Genomic DNA, 18,454 nt, shown 5'->3' with positions numbered 1-18,454 from the left:
GGATCGGGGTGGAGTGCTGAGGCGCTTCCTCGGATCGGCAGGCAGGCCGAAATCCGTGAACGACACCGCTGCTGACCACAGCCACGCCGACGGTCCCACCACGGGACACGCCCAGACCGCGACCTTCTCCGGCGACGCGGACGGGCAGGCGTGGACTCCGCCCACCTGGGAGGAGATCGTCAGCACCCACAGCGGCCGGGTCTACCGCCTCGCCTACCGCCTCACGGGCAACCAGCACGACGCCGAGGACCTCACCCAAGAGGTCTTCGTCCGTGTCTTCCGCTCCCTGTCGACCTACACGCCGGGCACCTTCGAGGGCTGGCTGCACCGCATCACGACCAATCTCTTCCTGGACATGGTGCGCCGCAAGCAGCGCATCCGGTTCGACGCCCTGGGCGACGACGCGGCCGAGCGGCTGCCCAGCAGGGAGCCCACCCCGCAGCAGCTCTTCCACGACGCCCACTTCGACGCGGACGTCCAGCAGGCGCTGGACACCCTCGCGCCCGAGTTCCGCGCCGCCGTCGTCCTGTGCGACATCGAAGGGCTGTCGTACGAGGAGATCGCCGCGACCCTCGGCGTCAAGCTGGGCACGGTGCGCTCCCGCATCCACCGCGGCCGTTCCCAGCTGCGCAAGGCGCTCGCGCACCGGTCCCCGAAGGCGCGGGCCGACCGTCGCTCGCTGGCGGCCGGTGTGCCCGCACTGGGAGGAGGGGGCACGAGCGCGTGAGTGGGTCACGGCCTGAGTCCGAGGGACACCTCGCAGAGCAGCACCTGGGAGACCGACTCTCCGCCCTGGTGGACGGAGAGCTCGGTCATGACGCGCGCGAGCGCGTGCTGGCGCACGTGGCGACCTGCCCGAAGTGCAAGGCGGAGGTCGACGCGCAGCGCCGGTTGAAGAACGTCTTCGCGGAAGCGGCCCCGCCGGCTCCGTCCGAGAGCTTCCTGGCCCGCCTCCAGGGGCTTCCCGGAGGCGGGGACTCCGACGGTGGCGGCTCGCCGTTCAGCGGGCTGCCCCAAGGCTTCGGCGCGTCCGCGGCCTCCGGTGTCTTCGGCCCGCGGCGGGACGAGCGGTTCGAGTTCGGCTACGTCCCCGCCGGGTCGCACGCCCCGGTGCTGCCGTCCGCCACGTCGGGGCGCGGCTTCCGCATCCACGAGGTGAGCAGGCCGGAGTCCGACCGTTCGGCCTCGCGCGGCCTGCGGTTCGCCTTCGCCGCCGCCGGAGCGGTGTCGCTGGCCGCGATCGCGCTGGGCGGCGTCACCCTCGGCACACCGGACACCACCACCGAGGCACGCGGCTCGGGCAGCGGCAGCAATGTGACGCCGCTGCGCACCCCGGGCTCGGCCGCGGCCACCGGTTCCGAGAGCCAGCGCCGCCGCACGGCCGGGCCGCTGCTCGGGCAGGGGCAGCGCGCGCTCGGTGACCTCCCCGTCGCCTCCACCACGGCCTCGGCGCCACTGCTGCCCGGGATGCCGGCCCCCGCCGGGGGTGACGCACGACAGCAGGCCGTCCGAGCGCTGACCACTCCGGTGACGGCCGGTGCCGCCGCCATGTCCCCGCTGATACGTCCGCTGGAAGCCGTTCCGCCGCTCTCCCTGAGCTCATGGTCGGCGGCCCCCGAGGTCAGGCCGCCCGGCCTGCTCGCCGCCCCCGACCCCGCTCCGTCCCCCTACCCGGCGGCTTCGCCGGCCGCCTCCTCCCCTCCGCTTCGCTGACGGGATCTGCGCGCCGGTCCGTGAACCTGATTGAATCCGGGGTGGCGCCGGAGTTCTCGGAGCCGACGATCTGCGGCCGGCTGCGGGGGAGAGCATGAACGAGGGGAAGCCCACGAAGGCGAAGTGGTGGAGTCGTCCCCGCACGTCCGAGGACGCACCCGACGGCGACTTCGAACTGGAACGCCCTCGCCCGGCCCCCACCCCGGGCACCGACGATCCGGCGACCGACGGGGGCGACTTCGAACTGGCCCGCCCGGCGGCGGCGACCCCCCGCTCCCCCGAAGCGGGCGACTACGAGCTGGACCTGCCTCTGCCCGAGAGAAACGAACCGACGGACGCGCCCCCGCATCCACGCACGGCCGACGAAGCCGGCGCCGACCCGGCGGCCGGCCCAGCGGTGGCCGCCGGTTCGCCGAGGCCGGGAGGTGTCGGCGCCGCCGAACTTCCGGATGCCGGTCTGCCCCGTCAGGACGACTGGGACCGGCAAGCCGCCCCGGCGGTGGACGCGGGGTCGCGGTCCCACGCGGGGACCGGCTCCGTTCCGGCCGCCGACGGCACGTCCGACACCGGGCGGCCCAAGCCGCTGCACGAACCCGACCCGTACAGCACCCCGCCGTACGGTGAGCCCGGCCCCTGGGCTCCCGCACCGCCCGTCCAGCACCCGGCGGCCACCCCGGCACACGGCACGGTGACGGCCGTGGGAGGGGTGCCGCAGGCGGCCCCGGTCACGCCCGCGGCGGAGGGCCCGCACGCGCACGTGCCGCGCCCGAGCGGGTCGTCGGTGTCTTCGCCCGCGGGTGCGGTGCCCGACCCGGCCTTCGCGGACGCCCCGCCCCCGGTGCCGCCGACGGCGCAGGAGCGGCATCCGGCGCCGGCCGCCCCGGTGCCCCACGACGCGGGCGCGCCCGCCGATCCGTGGGGGCGTTACGACCCCTGGGCCGCCTCCGCGCAGCACCACGACGCGGCCGGGCGCGCGCCTAAGCGGCGACGCGGGCCGCGTGCGAAGGCGCTCGTCGGCGGGGCGCTGCTCATCGCCCTGGTCTCCGGCGGCATCGGCGGCGGCGTGGGCGCGTACCTGGAACGGAACGGCGGCGTGGGCACCGTCGAGCTGCCCCAGGCCGGACCCGAGGCGGCCGAGCGGGACCCGGACAGCGTCGCGGGCATCGCCGCGCGTGCCCTGCCCAGCGTGGTGACCCTGCACGTGAGCGGCGGCGAGGCGGCCGGCACCGGCACCGGGTTCGTACTCGACGGCCGCGGCCACATCCTGACCAACAACCACGTCGTGGAGCCCGCCGGCTCCGGCGGCGAGATCACCGTGACCTTCAACAGCGGCGACACCGCCGAGGCCGAGGTCGTCGGCCGGGACAGCGGATACGACCTCGCCGTGGTGAAGGTCAAGGGCGTCACCGGCCTCACCCCCATGCCCCTCGGCAACTCCGAGAACGTGCGCGTCGGCGACCCCGTCGTCGCCATCGGCGCCCCCTTCGACCTGGCCGGCACCGTCACCTCCGGCATCATCAGCGCCAAGGAACGGCCCATCACCGCGGGCGGCGAGGAGGGCGACGGCAGCGACATCTCGTACGTCGACGCCCTGCAGACCGACGCGCCCATCAACCCCGGCAACTCCGGCGGCCCCCTCCTGGACGCGCGGGGCCGGGCCATCGGCATCAACTCCGCCATCCGCTCCGCCGACAGCGGCAGCGCCGAGTCGGACGACGGGCAGGCCGGTTCCATAGGCCTCGGCTTCGCCATCCCCATCAACCAGGGCAAGCGCGTCGCCGAGGAACTGATCAACACCGGCAGGGCCGCCCACCCCGTCATCGGCATCACCCTCGACATGAACTACACGGGTGACGGCGCCCGCGTGAGTGCCAAGGGCGGCGACGGCGGACCCGCGGTCACCACCGGCGGCCCCGGCGCGAAGGCCGGCATCAAGCCCGGGGACGTGATCACCGCGGTCGACGGACAGCGCGTGCACTCCGGCGAGGAACTCATCGTCAAGACCCGCGCCCACCGCCCCGGCGACCGCCTGGAACTGACCCTGGAACGCGACGGCAAGGAGACGAAGGTCTCACTGGTGCTCGGCTCCTCCGGCGACGACTGACCGCCGGAAGGTCCCGACAAGGCGCCAGGAAGGCAAACAATTCGGAAAGCGCTCACGTACACCCACTCGGGGCTCACGGGACGGTACCGGTCGGACGGGATCGGCGGGTACCGTGGTGGCGGCCCGGACATCCCAAGGAGCTTCAGGTGTTCAATGACATAGGCGCACTAGAGCTGGTGACGCTCGTCGTCCTCGCCGTGCTCGTCTTCGGTCCGGACAAGCTCCCCAAGGTCATCCAGGACGTGACCCGCACGATCCGGAAGATCCGGGAGTTCTCGGACAGCGCCAAGCAGGACATCCGCCAGGAGCTGGGCCCCGAGTTCAAGGACTTCGAGTTCGAGGACCTCAACCCCAAGACGTTTCTCCGCAAGCAGCTGGACAACGACGAGCTGGGGCTCAAGGAGATCCGCAACGGCTTCGACCTGAAGAAGGAGATGGCCGAGGTCACCGACGCCGTGCACGGCCGCGACGCGGAGCCCTCGTCCTCGGGGTCGTCCTCCGGATCGTCGTCCGCCGCGTCCGGCAACGGCCGCGTCGACATGTCGAAGAAGCCCGAGAAGCCCGGGAAGACCGACAAGCCCGCCGCCGACGACCGCCCGCCCTTCGACATGGACGCCACCTGACCCTGCTCCCACGCCCGGCCCACGCCCGGCCCGCGAGCCGGGAACGTGACGTGTCTCATACTCCGGACGGGGCGCACAGGCCCTGAAGGCGACGCCCGCGCGGCTCACGCGCCGGGCGATTTCCCGGCTGCCGCCAGCGGGGTGGCTATGCTGCCCGAGTTGTTGTGCGGACCGGACGAGTGCGCCCGAAGGGGGGCGGGCCGTTCCGGTCCGACGAGAGCGAGGAGGCGTCCGGGCACATGGAGACGACGAGTCGGGCAGTCGCGCAGGCGCCGGCCGCGGAGGGCGGACCACAGTCCCCCTCCGGCCGGCGTACGGTCGACGGCTACCTGCGTGCGCCCTTCCCGTGGTACGGCCTCGACGAGGCCTTCACGGGGCGGCGCTGGCTGATGCAGATCGGTACGGCGGCCGACGGGGCCGTGGAGCACGGTTCGATCGGGCACGGCGACGAACCGTCGGTGCGCAACGAGCACGTGGCGGGCGACGAGCAGGACGCCAAGGAGAAGTTCGCGGTCGTCGTGACCGTCGCGGCCAACCCCGACCGGCGCAGCGCCGACGGCACCGGCCTGCTGGAGGCCACCTCGGTGTCCTCGGCGGCCTGGCTGGCCGGCGTGGGGCTGCTGTCCTTCACCTGGCCCGGCCAGATGGACCACTCGCTGCGCGACGACTGGCTGGAGCAGCAGACGGAGACCGCGTGGGTCCTCGCGGACGACCTCGACGGCGAGGACTGGACGACGCTGTCCCTGCCGGTGGACGGCGTGCCGACGCCCTTCCACTACCGGGAGTCCGAGTTCGGCTGGGTGCTGGCCGGTTCGACCGAGCAGGGCGTCCACCTCGGCGCGTACGGACGGGGCATGAGCGCGTACGGGCTGGCCTTCGCCGTCGTCAAGGACATCGCCGCGTACGCCTAGCAGGCGGTCGCGGGTACGAGGAGGGGCGCCGTCCCCGTGGACAGCGCCCCCACTCCCGTACGGAAACGGAACGTCAGAACTTGTTCTTCGGCGTGATCCCCAGGGACAGCCCGGAGAGGCCCCGCTGACGGCCGCCGAGCTTGCCCGCGATCGAGCGCAGGGCCGCGCCCGCCGGGGAGTCCGGGTCGGACAGGACGACGGGCTTGCCCTCGTCGCCGCCCTCGCGCAGCCGGACGTCGATCGGGATGGCGCCGAGCACCGGCACCGACGCACCGGTCGTGCGGGTCAGGCCGTCGGCGACCATCTGCCCGCCGCCGGTGCCGAAGACGTCGACCATCTCGCCGCAGTGCGGGCAGGGCAGCCCCGACATGTTCTCGACGACGCCGACGATCTTCTGGTGGGTCTGCACGGCGATGGCGCCGGCCCGCTCCGCCACCTCGGCGGCGGCCTGCTGAGGGGTCGTCACGACCAGGATCTCGGCGTTCGGCACCAGCTGCGCCACCGAGATCGCGATGTCGCCGGTGCCGGGCGGCAGGTCGAGCAGCAGGACGTCCAGGTCGCCCCAGTACACGTCCGCCAGGAACTGCTGGAGCGCGCGGTGCAGCATCGGGCCGCGCCAGACCACCGGCGCGTTGCCCGGGGTGAACATGCCGATCGAGATGACCTTCACCCCGTGGGCCGAAGGCGGCATGATCATGTTCTCGACCTGGGTGGGACGCCCGTCGGCGCCCAGCATGCGCGGCACCGAGTGGCCGTAGATGTCGGCGTCGACGACACCGACCTTCAGACCGTCGGCCGCCATCGAGGCCGCCAGGTTCACCGTCACCGAGGACTTGCCGACGCCGCCCTTGCCGGACGCCACCGCGTACACCCGGGTCAGGCTGCCGGGCTTGGCGAAGGGCACCTCGCGCTCGGTCTGCCCGCCGCGCAGGGCGGTGGCCAGCTCCTTGCGCTGCTCGTCGCTCATCACGTCCAGCTCGACGTCGACGCGCGTGACGCCCTCGACCCGCGACACCGCGTCGTTCACTCGCTGCGTGATGGTGTCGCGCATGGGACAGCCGGAGACCGTCAGGTACACCGCGACCGCGACCGCTCCGTCCGCGCCGATCTCCACCGACTTGACCATCCCCAGCTCGGTGATGGGCCGGTTGATCTCGGGGTCGTTCACCGTCGCCAGTGCTTCGCGCACCGCGTCTTCCGTAGCCATAGGGTCGATGGTACGGCGCCGCCCACGGGGCACGGAAAGCCCCGTCAGCGGTCGTGTACGTCACGCCCCGCGGACCGATCCGCCGGGAATACCCCGCGGTCGGGGTGATGGCCGTTCTGCCGCTCCTCCAGGTCCTTGACGAGGTCCTGGAGCTCGGAGCGGATCCAGTCCCGGGTCGCGACCTCGCCGAGCCCGATGCGCAGGGCGGCGATCTCCCGGGTCAGGTACTCGGTGTCGGCGATCGACCGCTCGTTCTGCTTGCGGTCCTGCTCCAGGTTGACCCGGTCCCGGTCGTCCTGCCGGTTCTGCGCGAGCAGGATCAGCGGGGCCGCGTAGGAGGCCTGGAGCGACAGCATCAGCGTCAGGAAGATGAAGGGGTACTCGTCGAAGCGCAGGCCGCTCGGCGCGGACACGTTCCACACCACCCACAGGATGATGACGACCGTCATCCAGACGATGAACCGCCCGGTGCCCAGGAAGCGCGCGACGCGCTCCGACAGCCGGCCGAAGGACTCCGGGTCCCACTCGGGCAGCAGCCTGCGGCGCGGCGGGCGCGGCTGGTCGAGGCGGGCCCGGGCCCGGGAGGACGCGGTCGCCCCCGACGTGGCCCGCTCCCGTGTCGTCGTCTCGCGCTCAGGCACCATCGGCGCCCACCTCCCCCGTCGTCGTCCCCGTCGTCCCGTCCAGGTGGTACTCGGTCTCCCGCCAGTCGTCGGGCAGCATGTGGTCCAGTACGTCGTCCACGGTGACCGCGCCGAGCAGCGACCCCGAGTCGTCCACGACGGGCGCCGCTACCATGTCGTACGCGGCGAAGAACCCGGCGACCACGGGCAGCGCGGCGTCCGGCTCCAGCGGCTGGAGGTCGTCGTCGAGGATCGAGCCGACCAGCGTGTACGGGGGGTCGCGCAGCAGGCGCTGGAAGTGGACGGTGCCCAGGTACTTGCCGGTCGGCGTCTCCTCGGGCGGACGGCAGACGTAGACCTGGGCGGCGTGCGCCGGGGACAGGTCGGGGTTGCGGATGCGGGCCAGGGCGTCGGCGACGGTCGCGTCGGGGCGCAGCACGATCGGCTCGGTCGTCATCAGACCGCCGGCCGTGTGCTCCTCGTACGCCATCAGGCGCCGCATGTCGGCCGCGTCGTCGGGCTGCATCAGGCTCAGCAGCCGCTCCTTGTCCGCCTCGGGCAGCTCGCCGAGCAGGTCGGCGGCGTCGTCGGGGTCCATCGCCTCCAGGACGTCTGCGGCGCGCTCCTCCTTCAGCTTGCCGAGGATCTCGATCTGGTCGTCCTCCGGCAGCTCCTCCAGCACGTCGGCCAGCCGGTCGTCGTCGAGGGCGGCGGCGACCTCGGCGCGGCGCTTGGCGGACAGGTGGTGCAGGACGTTGGCGAGGTCGGCGGGGCGCAGCTGCTCGAAGGTGGCCAGCAGGTTCTCGGCGCCCTGCCCCTGTTCCTCGACGGAGAAGCCGGAGACGCCGGACCACTCGACGGTGAGCGTCTCGCCCTTGTTGCGGCGGAAGGCGCCGCCCTTCCTGCCCTTGCGGACGAAGACCTTGTCGATCTCCCAGTCCCGTCGGGCGGGCAACTGCTGCACCGACAGGTCGAGCACCGTGACCTCCTCGCCCGTCTCGGTGAGCGTGACCCGCCGGTCGAGCAGCTCGCCGAAGACCAGGCGCTCGGTGGGCCGCTGCTCGAAACGCCGGACGTTGAGGACGCCGGTGGTGATCACCTGGCCGGACTCGATGCCGGTGACCCGGGTCATGGGCAGGAAGATCCGGCGGCGGGTGGTGAGTTCGACGACCAGCCCGAGCACGCGCGGGGGTTTGCGGCCGACGCGGAGCATGACGACCAGATCGCGGACGCGCCCCACCTGGTCGCCGGCCGGGTCGAAGACGGCGATGCCGGAGAGGTGGGAGACGAAGATCCGGGGGGCGCCCGCTGCCATGGCCGCGGCTCCTTTCCTCACGTCCTCGCGCTGCACGGAGCCGAGCGCGAGGACGCGGAAGTACGAGAGAGTCGAGTGAGTCGAGTGGGAGTGCGTGAAAGCTGATTCGTACGGTGTCCCTTTTCCGAATTGCCCGCTCGGACGCGCTTCAGGCTAGCCCGTCCCGATCGCCCTCGCCCTGGTGGCCGGTCCGGACGGACTGGCTCCGTCGGCCCCGCACCGCCCCGGTACGCTGCGGCCTGGCCCGGTCGGCGCGATGCCGATGCCCGTCGGCCCCGTGTCAGCCCTGTCAGAAAGGCAGTTTCACCTGTGTCTGTGACTCCCCGGCGCCGAATCCGCAGGGCCGCCTGGCTGGGTGCGGTGTGCGCCCTGGCCGTGACGGGAGCCGGGCTGACGGGATGCAGCAGCGAGGACCCCGACGCGGGCACCAACGGCCTCGGGAAGCTGTCGGCCGACAAGATCCAGGCGAAGGCCGGGACGGCCGCCGAGGCCGCCCGGACGGTGCGCCTGCACGGCTCCGTGGAGGCCGGTGGCAGCACGTACACCCTCGACATGCGGCTGAAGGCCGACGGAGGGACCGGCTCGGTCGCGGCCGAGGGGGCCACCTTCGGGCTGCTGCGCGTCGGCGAGCAGCTCTTCCTCAAGGCCGACGCCGGGTTCTGGAGCCACGACGGCGGTGACGCCAAGGCGGCCGACAAGCTCGCCGGCAAGTACGTGAAGGTGCCGCAGAGCGACCCCGTGTACAAGAAGTTCAGCGGCTTCACGGACAAGGACGTCCTCCTCGGCGGTCTGCTGACCCTGCACGGCACGGTGAAGACGGACGGCCGGCACGAGCAGGCCGGGGTGCGCACCATCCGGATCACCGGCGACGACGGCGCGGGCGGTTCGCTGGACGTCTCCCTGGAGGGCACCCCGTACCCGCTGCGCCTGGTGCGGGCGGGCAGGGCGGGCACGATCGGCTTCTCGGACTGGAACAAGGACTTCGCGCTGGAGCAGCCGGCGAAGGACGACACCCTGGACTACGGCAAGCAGCTGCCGTCCTCCTGAGGCGTCCCGGGCCGTCAGCGCCGTTTGCGGCGCTTCAGCAGCAGGCGCGGCAGTCCCGCCGGCACCGGCTGCCGGGTCGTCGCCGGGCTCGGCAGCGGTGGTTCGGCCAGCGAGGCGTCGGGCAGCGGCGCCGTGGCCCCCGTCGGCTCCAGGCGCAGCACCCGGCACTCGCGGGCCCAGCGGCCCGTCATGGCCTCGCCGTCCGGAGCGTTCAGCCGCTTGCCCTTCAGGTCGCCCACCGCCGCCTGCCACGCCTCGGAACCGGACGGCAGCTCCACCACCCGGGCGGCCCAGGAGACCAGCCGGCCGCCCTTGTCCTTGCTGCGCACCGTCACCTCGGCCGCGGCCCCGTCGGCAAGACCCGGCAGCGGCTGCTCGCCCGGCCCGTCGCCGACGACGCAGGCCGCGCCGTCGTGCCAGACGTGCCACAGCGCCCGGGCGGGCACCCCGGGGCCCTTGACCCAGACGAGGCCGGACTTCTTGGTGGCCTCCTCGACGAGGGCCTGGTCGAGCAGCTCGCTTGTCATGCGGTCAGCCTATCCAGGGGCCCGGCGGCGGGTTCAGAGCCAGCCGTTGCGCTTGAGGGTGCGGTGGATGCCCAGACAGATGCCGACCGTGATCGACAGGACCAGCGGGTAGCCGAACTTCCAGTGCGTCTCCGGCATGTAGTCGAAGTTCATGCCGTAGACCCCGCACACCATCGTCGGTACGGCGATGATCGCGGCCCACGAGGTGATCTTGCGCATGTCCTCGTTCTGCGCCACGGACGCCTGGGCGAGGTTGGCCTGGAGAATGGAGTTGAGCAACTCGTCGAACCCGATGACCTGCTCCTGCACCCGGGCCACGTGGTCGGCCACGTCCCGGAAGTACTTCTGGATCTCCGGGTCGACCAGCCGCATCGGCCGCTCGCTGAGCAGCTGCATGGGACGCAGCAGCGGCGCCACCGCCCGCTTGAACTCCAGCACCTCGCGCTTGAGCTGGTAGATCCGCCCGGCGTCCGTGCCGCGCGGGGAGCCCTTGCGCCCCGGCGAGAACACCTCCGTCTCGACCTCGTCGATGTCGTCCTGCACCGCGTCGGCGACCGCGATGTAGCCGTCGACGACGTGGTCGGCGATGGCGTGCAGCACCGCGGAGGGGCCCTTGAGCAGCAGCTCCGGGTCCTCCTGGAGGCGGCGGCGCAGCGCGCGCAGCGAGCCCTGCCCGCCGTGCCGGACGGTGATGAAGAAGTCCCGGCCGGTGAAGCACATGACCTCGCCGGTCTCGACGACCTCGCTGTTGGCGGTGAGCTGGTCGTGGTCGACGTAGTGGACGGTCTTGAAGACCGTGAACAGGGAGTCGTCGTAGCGCTCCAGCTTGGGCCGCTGGTGGGCCTGGACCGCGTCCTCCACGGCCAGCGGGTGCAGCCCGAACTCGCGGGCGATACCGGCGAACTCGTCCTCGGTGGGCTCGTGCAGGCCGATCCACACGAACCCGCCGTCGCGACGCACCTGGCGCATCGCCGTGTGCGGGGTCAGCGGCACGTCCGTCTCGACGCGGGTGCCGTCGCGGTAGACGGCGCAGTCGACGACGGCGGAGGCCGTCGCCGGGTCACGGGTGGTGTCGTAGGCACCGCCGTCCTTGCGCAGTGAGACGCGGGACGGGCGGACCGCGGCGCGCAGGTCACGGATCATCGACATGGCAGGCTCCTTCGCGGCGGGCGGCGAACGAGGCCGGAGACGGGTGGAACCACCCGGAATGAGGACGTCCAGACCACGCGTGCTCGGCGCGTCCACAAAGCGGGGGGCACCGCACCGTCGCGGTGGCCGACTTCGCTGCTGATTCAGCTGCTGACCCGGACCGACGGCAGGGTCAGACGAAACGAGACGAAGTGCTCTTCCTTGCGAGGGCGCGCGTACGGACAGCGGCGACGGGAAGAAAGCCGGTGCGGCTGCGTCAGCGGCCGGAAGAGCGGGTGGTACTGCACGGTCGACTTCGGTCCATGCCAGCCCCACCTCCTCCGGCCGGTCCCTCGTGAGGGACGATCCATTCCCCTTGTTTGGAGGGGTTCCCCGTAGGGGAGTGTTCACAGTGTCGGGGACTTGATCGCGACGCTCTGCGTGCTGCCCCGAACCGCTGGGCCAGAGTACCAGTCACCCGACGTGTCAAGGCGCCGCTTTGCCTCTTCCCGACGAGTTCTATGCTCGCCGCATGGCTGATGTTCTTCCTCTGGTCGAGGCCCGGTTGCACAGCGCGCTGGGCGAGCCGGACGCGCGCGCGGCGGTCACCTTCCTCGGCACCGACCGCATCGAGGTGCTGCGTTTCCCCGCCGCCGGCCAGGAGGGCGACGTCGTCCGCTACGCCACCCTCGGCATGTCGGCCCAGCCCATGGCGGACCCCACGGCCGCGCTCGCCGACCCGGTCAAGGGCCCCCGCGCCGAGCTGGTGCTCTCCGTGCGCTCCGGGGCGGCCGACACCGACAAGGTGCTGCGCCCACTCGCCGTACTGGCCGCGTCCCCGCAGGTCGAGGGCGTGATCGTGGCGCCCGGCGCCTCGCTGGACGTCGGTGAGCCGCTGTGGCCCGGGGCCCCGTTCACCTCGGTGCTGGTCGCCGAGCCGGGGGGCCTGGTCGAGGACCTGGAGCTGGACGCCCCGCTGGACCCGGTGCGGTTCCTGCCGCTGCTGCCGATGACGCCGAACGAGGCCGCCTGGAAGCGCGTGCACGGCGCGCCCGCCCTCCAGGAGCGCTGGCTGAACCACGGGACGGACCTGCGCGATCCCTCGCGCAGGTCCGTCCCGCTGGACTGACACGGTCGGCCGACGCACCGGAGTGACGCAACTCACCGGTTCCGTCTCGTCAGTTGGCGAAGACCGTGACCGAGTCCTCGCTCGCGTGCTTCGGCTCCAGCTCCTCGGCGTCGTGGGTCAGCGCCCGGCGTCGTACGACGACCACGACCGCGCCGAGCAGGGCGGTCACCGCGGCCACCACGAACGGGATGTGGACGTCGGTCCACTCCTCGATCTTCGGCGCGAAGTAGGGGGCGGCCGCCGCGGCGAACCAGCGCACGAAGTTGTAGCCCGCGCTCGCCACCGGACGCGGCGCGTCCGAGACCCCGAGAGCCAGCTCGGTGTAGACGGTGTTGTTCACCCCGATGAACGCGCCGGACAGGATGGTGCAGACGATCGCCGCGGTGTGGTTCCCGTACCCGAGGACCAGGACGTCGGCCGCGAGCAGGACGAGTGAACCGCCGAGCACCTTGAGCGAGCCGAAGCGCCGCTGCATGCGCGGTGCCACCAGCACGGAGAAGACGGCGAGCAGCACGCCCCAGGCGAAGAACACGGCGCCGGACTTGTACGGCGTCATGTTCAGCACGAAGGGCGTGAAGGCCAGCACGGTGAAGAACGTGTAGTTGTAGAAGAACGCCGAGACCGCGGCGGAGGCGAGGCCGCCGTGGCCCAGCGCCCTGATCGGGTCGAGCAGCGAGGTCTTCCGGGCCGGCCTCGGCTGCTCCTTGAGGAACACCGTGATGCACAGGAAGCCGATCGCCATCAGGAAGGCCGTGCCGAAGAACGGGTAGCGCCAGCTGGCGTCGCCGAGCAGTGCGCCCAGCAGCGGGCCGCAGGCCATGCCGAGGCCGAGGGCGGACTCGTAGAGCAGGATCGCGGCGGCGCTGCCGCCGGCCGCCGCGCCGACGATCACCGCGAGGGCCGTCGAGACGAACAGCGCGTTGCCCAGGCCCCAGCCCGCCCGGTAGCCGACGAGCTGGCCGACGGTGTCGGAGGTGCCGGCGAGGCCCGCGAAGACCACGACGAAGGCCAGGCCGAGCAGCAGGGTCTTGCGGCCGCCGATACGGCTGGAGACGAAGCCGGTGACCAGCATGGCCAGGGCGGTGATGAGGAAGTACGAGGTGAACAGGAGCGAGACCTGCCCGGCGCTCGCGTCCAGGCCCTTGGCGATGGACGGGAGGATCGGGTCGACCAGCCCGATGCCCATGAACGCCACGACGGACGCGCCCGCGGTCGCCCACACGGCCTTGGGCTGCCGCAGGATGCCGCCCGCACCCGCGTCGAAGGGATCCATGCTTGCTCTCCAATGGGGACGAGGGGGACGAGATGCACGCCAAATGGTTGGCGTATACACATAGTAAGTTAGCTCTGCTAATTAATGCAACGTACATCTAGTCACTCGGGAGCCGGCCCGGCCAGTGCCCTTCCCTCCGGATGGGTGATCGTCCTTGACGTGGGGGAGTGAGGGTAGGACCGTGGGGCTCTATGAGGGGCGAACCCAGTTGCCCGAAGTGTGGTGGCCGGGTCAGGGCTCCCGGCCTCTTCGCCGATTCCTGGCAGTGCGACCTGCACGGCACCGTGCACCCGGTCCAGCCCGTACTTCCGCCCAGCGTCGAGGCGCTCGGCGTCGTGGTGCACCGCACACAGGTGCCGTTGTGGATGCCCTGGCCGCTGCCGGTCGGCTGGCTGTTCACCGGCGTGGCCTGTGCGGGCGACGACCGCAGCGGCGGCCGGGCCACCGCCGTCGCCTGTTCCGGACCCGGTCCGCTCGGCGGCGTCGGTGAGCTGATCCTGGTCGCCGAGGAACTCGGCGTCGGCCTCGGCGCGCGCTACGCGGGCCTCGACGGCCCGGACCCCGGACCGTATCTGGACGTCGAGAAGCCGCCCCAGGTCAAGGTGCTGGCCGCGGGCCGCCCCACCCCCCTCTGGCACGTCTCCGGCGGTCCGGTCGACCGTGCCGTCTTCGCCGGGGAGGCCCTCGGCATGTGGCTGTGGGCCGTGGTGTGGCCCGAGCGGTCCGGGCTGCTGATGTACGAGGAGCTGGTACTGACCGACCTGCGGGACGCCGGTGCCGAGGTGGACCTGGTGCCGTGCGGGGCGCTGTCGCCGCGGCTGATCGAGCCGACGGCGCCGTAGCGACGCCGGGGGCGGTGGGTGCGTAGGGGGCGCAGGGGTGCTGCGGGTGTGACGGCGGGGGGTCGAGTTCCGGTTATCCTTGAGCGTCCCCGTCCGTCCCGTCACCGCTTGGAGTCAGCGTCGTGCGCATCGATCTGCACACCCACTCCACCGCGTCCGACGGCACGGACTCACCGGCCCAGCTGGTGCGCAAGGCCGCCGCGGCCGGGCTCGACGTCGTCGCGCTGACCGACCACGACACCACCCGCGGCCACGCCGAGGCCGTCGCCGCCCTGCCCGAGGGGCTCACCCTCGTCACCGGCGCCGAGCTCTCCTGCCGCCTCGACGGCGTCAGCATGCACATGCTGGCCTACCTCTTCGACCCCGAGGAGCCCGCCCTGCTCGCCGAGCGCGAGCTGGTCCGGGACGACCGGGTGCCGCGGGCCCGGGCCATGGTCGCCAGGCTCAACGAGCTGGGCGTGCCCGTCACCTGGGAGCAGGTCGCCAGAATCGCCGGTGGCGGCTCGGTCGGCCGGCCGCACGTGGCCTCCGCCCTGGTGGAACTGGGCGTCGTCCCGACCGTGAACGACGCCTTCACCCAGGACTGGCTGGCCGACGGCGGCCGGGCCCACGTGGAGAAGCACGAGACCGACCCCTTCGAGGCGATTCGGCTGATCAAGGGCGCGGGCGGGGTCGCCGTCTTCGCGCACCCGGCCGCCGTCAAGCGGGGCCGGACGGTGTCCGAGGCCGCGATCGCCGACCTGGCGGCCGCCGGGCTCGACGGCATCGAGGTCGACCACATGGACCACGACGCGGACACGCGGACCAGGCTGCGCGGGGCGGCGAAGGAGCTGGGGCTCCTGGTGACCGGCTCGAGCGACTACCACGGCAGCCGGAAGACCTGTGTGCTCGGCGAGTACACGACCGACCCCGAGGTGTACGGGGAGATCACGCGACGGGCGTTCGGGGCGTTCCCCGTGCCCGGGGCCGGCGGGGCCTGAACCGCACCCTCCGCGCGACCTCCTTCCACTCTTCCCCCTCCTCCGCAAGGCCAGTAGCTCACCCATGTTCGACGTCGCCGTCTTCGGCTCCCTCTTCCTGACCCTTTTTGTCATCATGGATCCCCCCGGGATCACCCCGATCTTCCTCGCACTCACCTCCGGCCGCCCCGGCAAGGTGCAGAAGCGGATGGCCCTCCAGGCCGTCTGCGTCGCCGGTGGTGTGATCACGGTGTTCGGTCTGCTCGGGCACCAGATCCTCGACTACCTGCACGTGTCCGTGCCCGCCCTGATGATCGCGGGCGGGCTGCTGCTCCTGCTGATCGCCCTCGACCTGCTCACCGGCAAGACGGACGAGCCGAAGCAGACCAAGGACGTCAACGTCGCCCTCGTACCGCTGGGCATGCCGCTGCTGGCCGGGCCCGGAGCGATCGTGTCGGTCATCCTGGCCGTGCAGAAGGCGGACAGCGTGACCACGCAGGTCTCGGTGTGGGCGGCGATCCTCGCCATCCACGTGGTGCTGTGGCTGGTGATGCGGTACTCGCTGCTGATCATCCGGGTCATCAAGGACGGCGGCGTGGTCCTGGTGACCCGCCTGGCCGGCATGATGCTCTCCGCGATCGCCGTGCAGCAGATCATCAACGGCGTCACGCAGGTGATCCAGGGCGCGTGAGCGCAGCGGCAGGGCCCCCGCACGGTGTTCCGTGCGGGGGCCCTGAGCATGTGCGAACGGTCCGCGTTACAAGGCCGAGGTGTCGGCGGGGCGGATCCACAGGCGCTGCCCGATGGCGGCGGCCTGCTGAACGATGCGGTTCACGGAGGCGGCGTCCACGACAGTCGTGTCCACGGGGGTCCCGTCGACGTCGTCGAGTCGCATGACTTCAAAGCGCATGGCCTCTCCCTTGATCTGGTCATCCTCCTGCGGAGAACTACTGGTGTGGCTCCTGGGTCGTCGGTGCCCGGGCTTCCGTAATGGTCAACGGGATGCCCTCTGCAAACATTCCCTACGCTAAGGAAAATTTTCGCACGACTAATTACTGACAAGTAAGCCGCTCGTTACGGCGCGACAGGTGTCCGGTACAAGACTGACCGGGACCGGTTGTATTCGTAGCGTGACCGCCGGGAGAATGGAGGCGATGAACGACGACCTCGCGCCCCTGAACGCTCGTATCGATCGCACGAACGAGCTGCTCCAGCGCATGCTCGCCGAGGTGGCGAAGACCCCCTCGACGCACGCGATCTTCGTCGACGCCGGGTACCTCTACGCGGCGGCGGGGCGACTGGTGGCCGGGACCGAGGACCGCCGGGCCTTCGACCTGGACGCCGAGGGGCTCATCGAGGCCCTCATCGACAGGGCCCGGACCATCTTCGCGGACAGCCGCCTGCTGCGCGTCTACTGGTACGACGGCGCCCGCCGCCGCATCCACACCGCCGAGCAGCAGTCCATCGCCGAGCTGCCGGACGTCAAGGTGCGCCTGGGCAACCTCAACGCCAACAACCAGCAGAAGGGCGTCGACTCCCTCATCCGCACCGACCTGGAGTCCCTCGCCCGGCACCGCGCCATCAGCGACGCGGCCCTGCTCGGCGGCGACGAGGACCTCGTGTCGGCGGTCGAGGCCGCCCAGGGGTTCGGCGCCCGCGTCCACCTGTGGGGCATCGAGGCCCCCGAGGGCCGCAACCAGGCCGAGCCGCTGCTCTGGGAGGTCGACAGCCAGCGCACCCTCGACCTCGACTTCTTCAAGCCGTACGTCTCCCGGCGCACGGCCCCCGCCGTCGAGGCGACGGGCCTCAGCCGCCCGGCCCGGGAGGACGTCCGCTTCGTGGGCGCGCAGATCGCGGCGAAATGGCTGGCGTCCCGGGGGCGCGAGTCCCTCGTCGAGCTGCTCCCCGGCCACCCCTACCTCCCCGGTTCAGTGGACCAGGACCTGCTGGTGGAGGCCGAGGGACTGCTGCAGTACTCGCTGCGCGGCCAGGCCGACCTGCGCCGGGCGCTGCGGGACGGCTTCTGGGAGCACCTGCGGGCGCAGTACTAGGGCCTGTCCGCGGAGTTGCCGAGTAGCGGAGTATCGGGGCCTGTTCCGGCGGGGAGCGGGGAGCGGGGAGCGGGGAGCGGGTCGCGGGAGCGCCGCCGCGGTCTCAGCGCACGTACGGCCGGGGCGGCACGGGATGGTCGTCCCAGAAGTCGGCGAGGGCGCGGGCGGTCGGCAGGGGCTGGTCGGTGTTGGGGGAGTGCTCGGCGCCCGCGACGACCGTCCGGCGCGCGTCCAGCCGCAGGGCCATCTCGTCCAGGAGCGGCACGGGCCAGGTGTCGTCATAGGTGCCCGACAGCACGTGGAACGGCAGCGGCACGGCGGCCAGCTCGGCGACACGGTCCGGCTCGGTGCACAACTGGCGTCCCGTGGCGAGCAGTTGCGCCGGTCTGGTGCCCAGCCAGCGGTCGCGCAGCCGTACCGGGTCCTCCGGTCCGTGGGCGGGGGCCGGGGCGCCGGCCTCCTCCGGCGGTCCCATGGCCTGCATCACGTCCCAGACCTCCGCCATCGTCATCGTTTCCAGCGCGTCCCGCAGCAGCTTCACCCGCTGCCGCTGCGACTCGGAGATCCGCGCCGGGCCGGAGGACATCAGGGTGAGGGACAGGAACGGGGCGGGGTCGAGCAGGACGGCGGCCCGTGCGATCTGGCCGCCCAGGGAGTGCCCGACGAGGTGCACACGCGTCCCGAGGGCGGCGGCCTGCGCCAGCACGTCCCGGGCCAGCTCGGCCCGCGCGTACCCTGCCTCGTCGTGCTCGGGCCCGTCCGACTCGTACTGCCCCCGTCCGTCCACGGCGACCGTGCGGTAGCCGCGCGCCCCGAGCGGCCGGTGCAGCAGGGTGAAGTCCTCCTTGCTCCCCGTGAAGCCGGGCAGCATCATCACCACGCCCCTCGGCGCGACCCCGGCGGCCACGGGCGAGTCGACGACGGCGAACTCACCGCGTGCGGTACGCAGCCGGTACGCGCGGGCGTCCGGGGGCGGGCTGAAGGCGGCGTTCCTGCTCACGG

The 18,454-nt window shown here is 72.2% G+C and carries 19 protein-coding genes; 11 read left to right on the top strand and 8 right to left on the bottom strand.

Annotation, left to right across the window (positions count from 1 at the left end):
* Nucleotides 1-55: 55 nt before the first annotated feature.
* The 5 genes from sigE (at nucleotide 56) to Sru02f_RS32165 (ending at nucleotide 5,351) form a co-directional block, all read left to right on the top strand.
* Nucleotides 56-727, top strand: coding sequence for an RNA polymerase sigma factor SigE (gene sigE / locus Sru02f_RS32185; protein ID WP_109033286.1), 672 nt, complete (start codon nucleotides 56-58; stop codon nucleotides 725-727).
* Complete coding sequence (locus tag Sru02f_RS32180) at nucleotides 724-1,713, top strand: anti-sigma factor family protein (protein WP_109033287.1); 990 nt, start codon at nucleotides 724-726, stop codon at nucleotides 1,711-1,713. Before sigE ends, Sru02f_RS32180 begins: the two co-directional genes overlap by 4 nt.
* Before the next feature lie 94 nt (nucleotides 1,714-1,807).
* Nucleotides 1,808-3,817, top strand: a complete 2,010-nt coding sequence (locus Sru02f_RS32175; RefSeq protein WP_109033288.1) for a S1C family serine protease — start codon at nucleotides 1,808-1,810, stop codon at nucleotides 3,815-3,817.
* 146 nt (nucleotides 3,818-3,963) lie between these two features.
* Nucleotides 3,964-4,440, top strand: coding sequence for a sec-independent translocase (locus Sru02f_RS32170; RefSeq protein WP_109033289.1), 477 nt, complete (start codon nucleotides 3,964-3,966; stop codon nucleotides 4,438-4,440).
* A gap of 239 nt (nucleotides 4,441-4,679) precedes the next feature.
* Nucleotides 4,680-5,351 carry a hypothetical protein gene (locus Sru02f_RS32165; RefSeq protein ID WP_164273098.1) on the top strand — a complete coding sequence of 224 codons (672 nt, stop codon included), beginning with the start codon at nucleotides 4,680-4,682 and terminating at the stop codon, nucleotides 5,349-5,351.
* Between the two features lie 73 nt (nucleotides 5,352-5,424).
* Here Sru02f_RS32165 and Sru02f_RS32160 read toward each other — a convergent pair whose 3' ends face one another.
* From Sru02f_RS32160 to Sru02f_RS32150, 3 genes are read right to left on the bottom strand one after another with little or no spacing between them, the layout of a single operon-like run.
* Nucleotides 5,425-6,558 (bottom strand): Mrp/NBP35 family ATP-binding protein, encoded by a 1,134-nt coding sequence (locus tag Sru02f_RS32160; RefSeq protein WP_109033291.1) that lies wholly within the window; start codon nucleotides 6,556-6,558, stop codon nucleotides 5,425-5,427.
* Between the two features lie 44 nt (nucleotides 6,559-6,602).
* Nucleotides 6,603-7,202 carry a DUF1003 domain-containing protein gene (locus Sru02f_RS32155; protein ID WP_167469672.1) on the bottom strand — a complete coding sequence of 200 codons (600 nt, stop codon included), beginning with the start codon at nucleotides 7,200-7,202 and terminating at the stop codon, nucleotides 6,603-6,605.
* Complete coding sequence (locus Sru02f_RS32150; protein ID WP_109033292.1) at nucleotides 7,192-8,496, bottom strand: magnesium transporter MgtE N-terminal domain-containing protein; 1,305 nt, start codon at nucleotides 8,494-8,496, stop codon at nucleotides 7,192-7,194. The genes Sru02f_RS32155 and Sru02f_RS32150 overlap by 11 nt, the downstream gene beginning before the upstream one ends.
* 309 nt (nucleotides 8,497-8,805) lie before the next feature.
* Between Sru02f_RS32150 and Sru02f_RS32145 the strand changes: the two genes are divergently transcribed.
* A complete protein-coding gene (locus Sru02f_RS32145) occupies nucleotides 8,806-9,543 on the top strand; it encodes a hypothetical protein (protein ID WP_167469673.1) in 738 nt (245 codons plus the stop codon).
* A gap of 14 nt (nucleotides 9,544-9,557) precedes the next feature.
* Here Sru02f_RS32145 and Sru02f_RS32140 read toward each other — a convergent pair whose 3' ends face one another.
* On the bottom strand, nucleotides 9,558-10,070 hold the full coding sequence (locus Sru02f_RS32140) for a hypothetical protein (RefSeq protein WP_109033294.1): 513 nt from the start codon (nucleotides 10,068-10,070) through the stop codon (nucleotides 9,558-9,560).
* A 33-nt stretch (nucleotides 10,071-10,103) separates the two neighbouring features.
* The gene (locus tag Sru02f_RS32135) at nucleotides 10,104-11,219 is read right to left on the bottom strand and encodes a magnesium and cobalt transport protein CorA (protein ID WP_109033295.1); all 1,116 of its coding nucleotides are present in this window, start codon (nucleotides 11,217-11,219) and stop codon (nucleotides 10,104-10,106) included.
* A gap of 511 nt (nucleotides 11,220-11,730) precedes the next feature.
* Between Sru02f_RS32135 and Sru02f_RS32130 the strand changes: the two genes are divergently transcribed.
* Entirely contained in the window at nucleotides 11,731-12,327 is a 597-nt protein-coding gene (locus Sru02f_RS32130; RefSeq protein WP_007444419.1) for a suppressor of fused domain protein, read from the top strand.
* Between the two features lie 49 nt (nucleotides 12,328-12,376).
* On the opposite strand, the gene Sru02f_RS32125 is transcribed toward Sru02f_RS32130, so the two are convergent.
* A complete protein-coding gene (locus Sru02f_RS32125) occupies nucleotides 12,377-13,600 on the bottom strand; it encodes an MFS transporter (RefSeq protein ID WP_109033296.1) in 1,224 nt (407 codons plus the stop codon).
* 191 nt (nucleotides 13,601-13,791) lie between these two features.
* Here Sru02f_RS32125 and Sru02f_RS32120 point away from each other — a divergent pair, with 191 nt between their 5' ends.
* The 3 genes from Sru02f_RS32120 (at nucleotide 13,792) to Sru02f_RS32110 (ending at nucleotide 16,092) form a co-directional block, all read left to right on the top strand.
* Nucleotides 13,792-14,442: a DUF6758 family protein gene (locus tag Sru02f_RS32120; protein WP_109033297.1), complete on the top strand. Its 651-nt coding sequence runs from the start codon at nucleotides 13,792-13,794 to the stop codon at nucleotides 14,440-14,442.
* A gap of 122 nt (nucleotides 14,443-14,564) precedes the next feature.
* Entirely contained in the window at nucleotides 14,565-15,422 is an 858-nt protein-coding gene (locus Sru02f_RS32115; protein ID WP_109033298.1) for a PHP domain-containing protein, read from the top strand.
* 64 nt (nucleotides 15,423-15,486) lie between these two features.
* On the top strand, nucleotides 15,487-16,092 hold the full coding sequence (locus Sru02f_RS32110; protein ID WP_003973815.1) for a MarC family protein: 606 nt from the start codon (nucleotides 15,487-15,489) through the stop codon (nucleotides 16,090-16,092).
* A gap of 66 nt (nucleotides 16,093-16,158) precedes the next feature.
* Here Sru02f_RS32110 and Sru02f_RS32105 read toward each other — a convergent pair whose 3' ends face one another.
* Nucleotides 16,159-16,311, bottom strand: a complete 153-nt coding sequence (locus tag Sru02f_RS32105; RefSeq protein WP_007444413.1) for a hypothetical protein — start codon at nucleotides 16,309-16,311, stop codon at nucleotides 16,159-16,161.
* 244 nt (nucleotides 16,312-16,555) lie between these two features.
* Here Sru02f_RS32105 and Sru02f_RS32100 point away from each other — a divergent pair, with 244 nt between their 5' ends.
* A complete protein-coding gene (locus tag Sru02f_RS32100; RefSeq protein WP_167469674.1) occupies nucleotides 16,556-17,452 on the top strand; it encodes an NYN domain-containing protein in 897 nt (298 codons plus the stop codon).
* Between the two features lie 103 nt (nucleotides 17,453-17,555).
* On the opposite strand, the gene Sru02f_RS32095 is transcribed toward Sru02f_RS32100, so the two are convergent.
* Nucleotides 17,556-18,452 (bottom strand): alpha/beta fold hydrolase, encoded by an 897-nt coding sequence (locus Sru02f_RS32095; protein ID WP_109033300.1) that lies wholly within the window; start codon nucleotides 18,450-18,452, stop codon nucleotides 17,556-17,558.
* Nucleotides 18,453-18,454 lie beyond the last annotated feature (2 nt).

This window comes from Streptomyces rubrogriseus (assembly GCF_027947575.1).
Classification (GTDB): Bacteria; Actinomycetota; Actinomycetes; order Streptomycetales; family Streptomycetaceae; genus Streptomyces; species Streptomyces rubrogriseus.
Note: the sequence above shows the minus strand (reverse complement) of the source record. Positions and strands in the feature narration are given on the sequence as shown.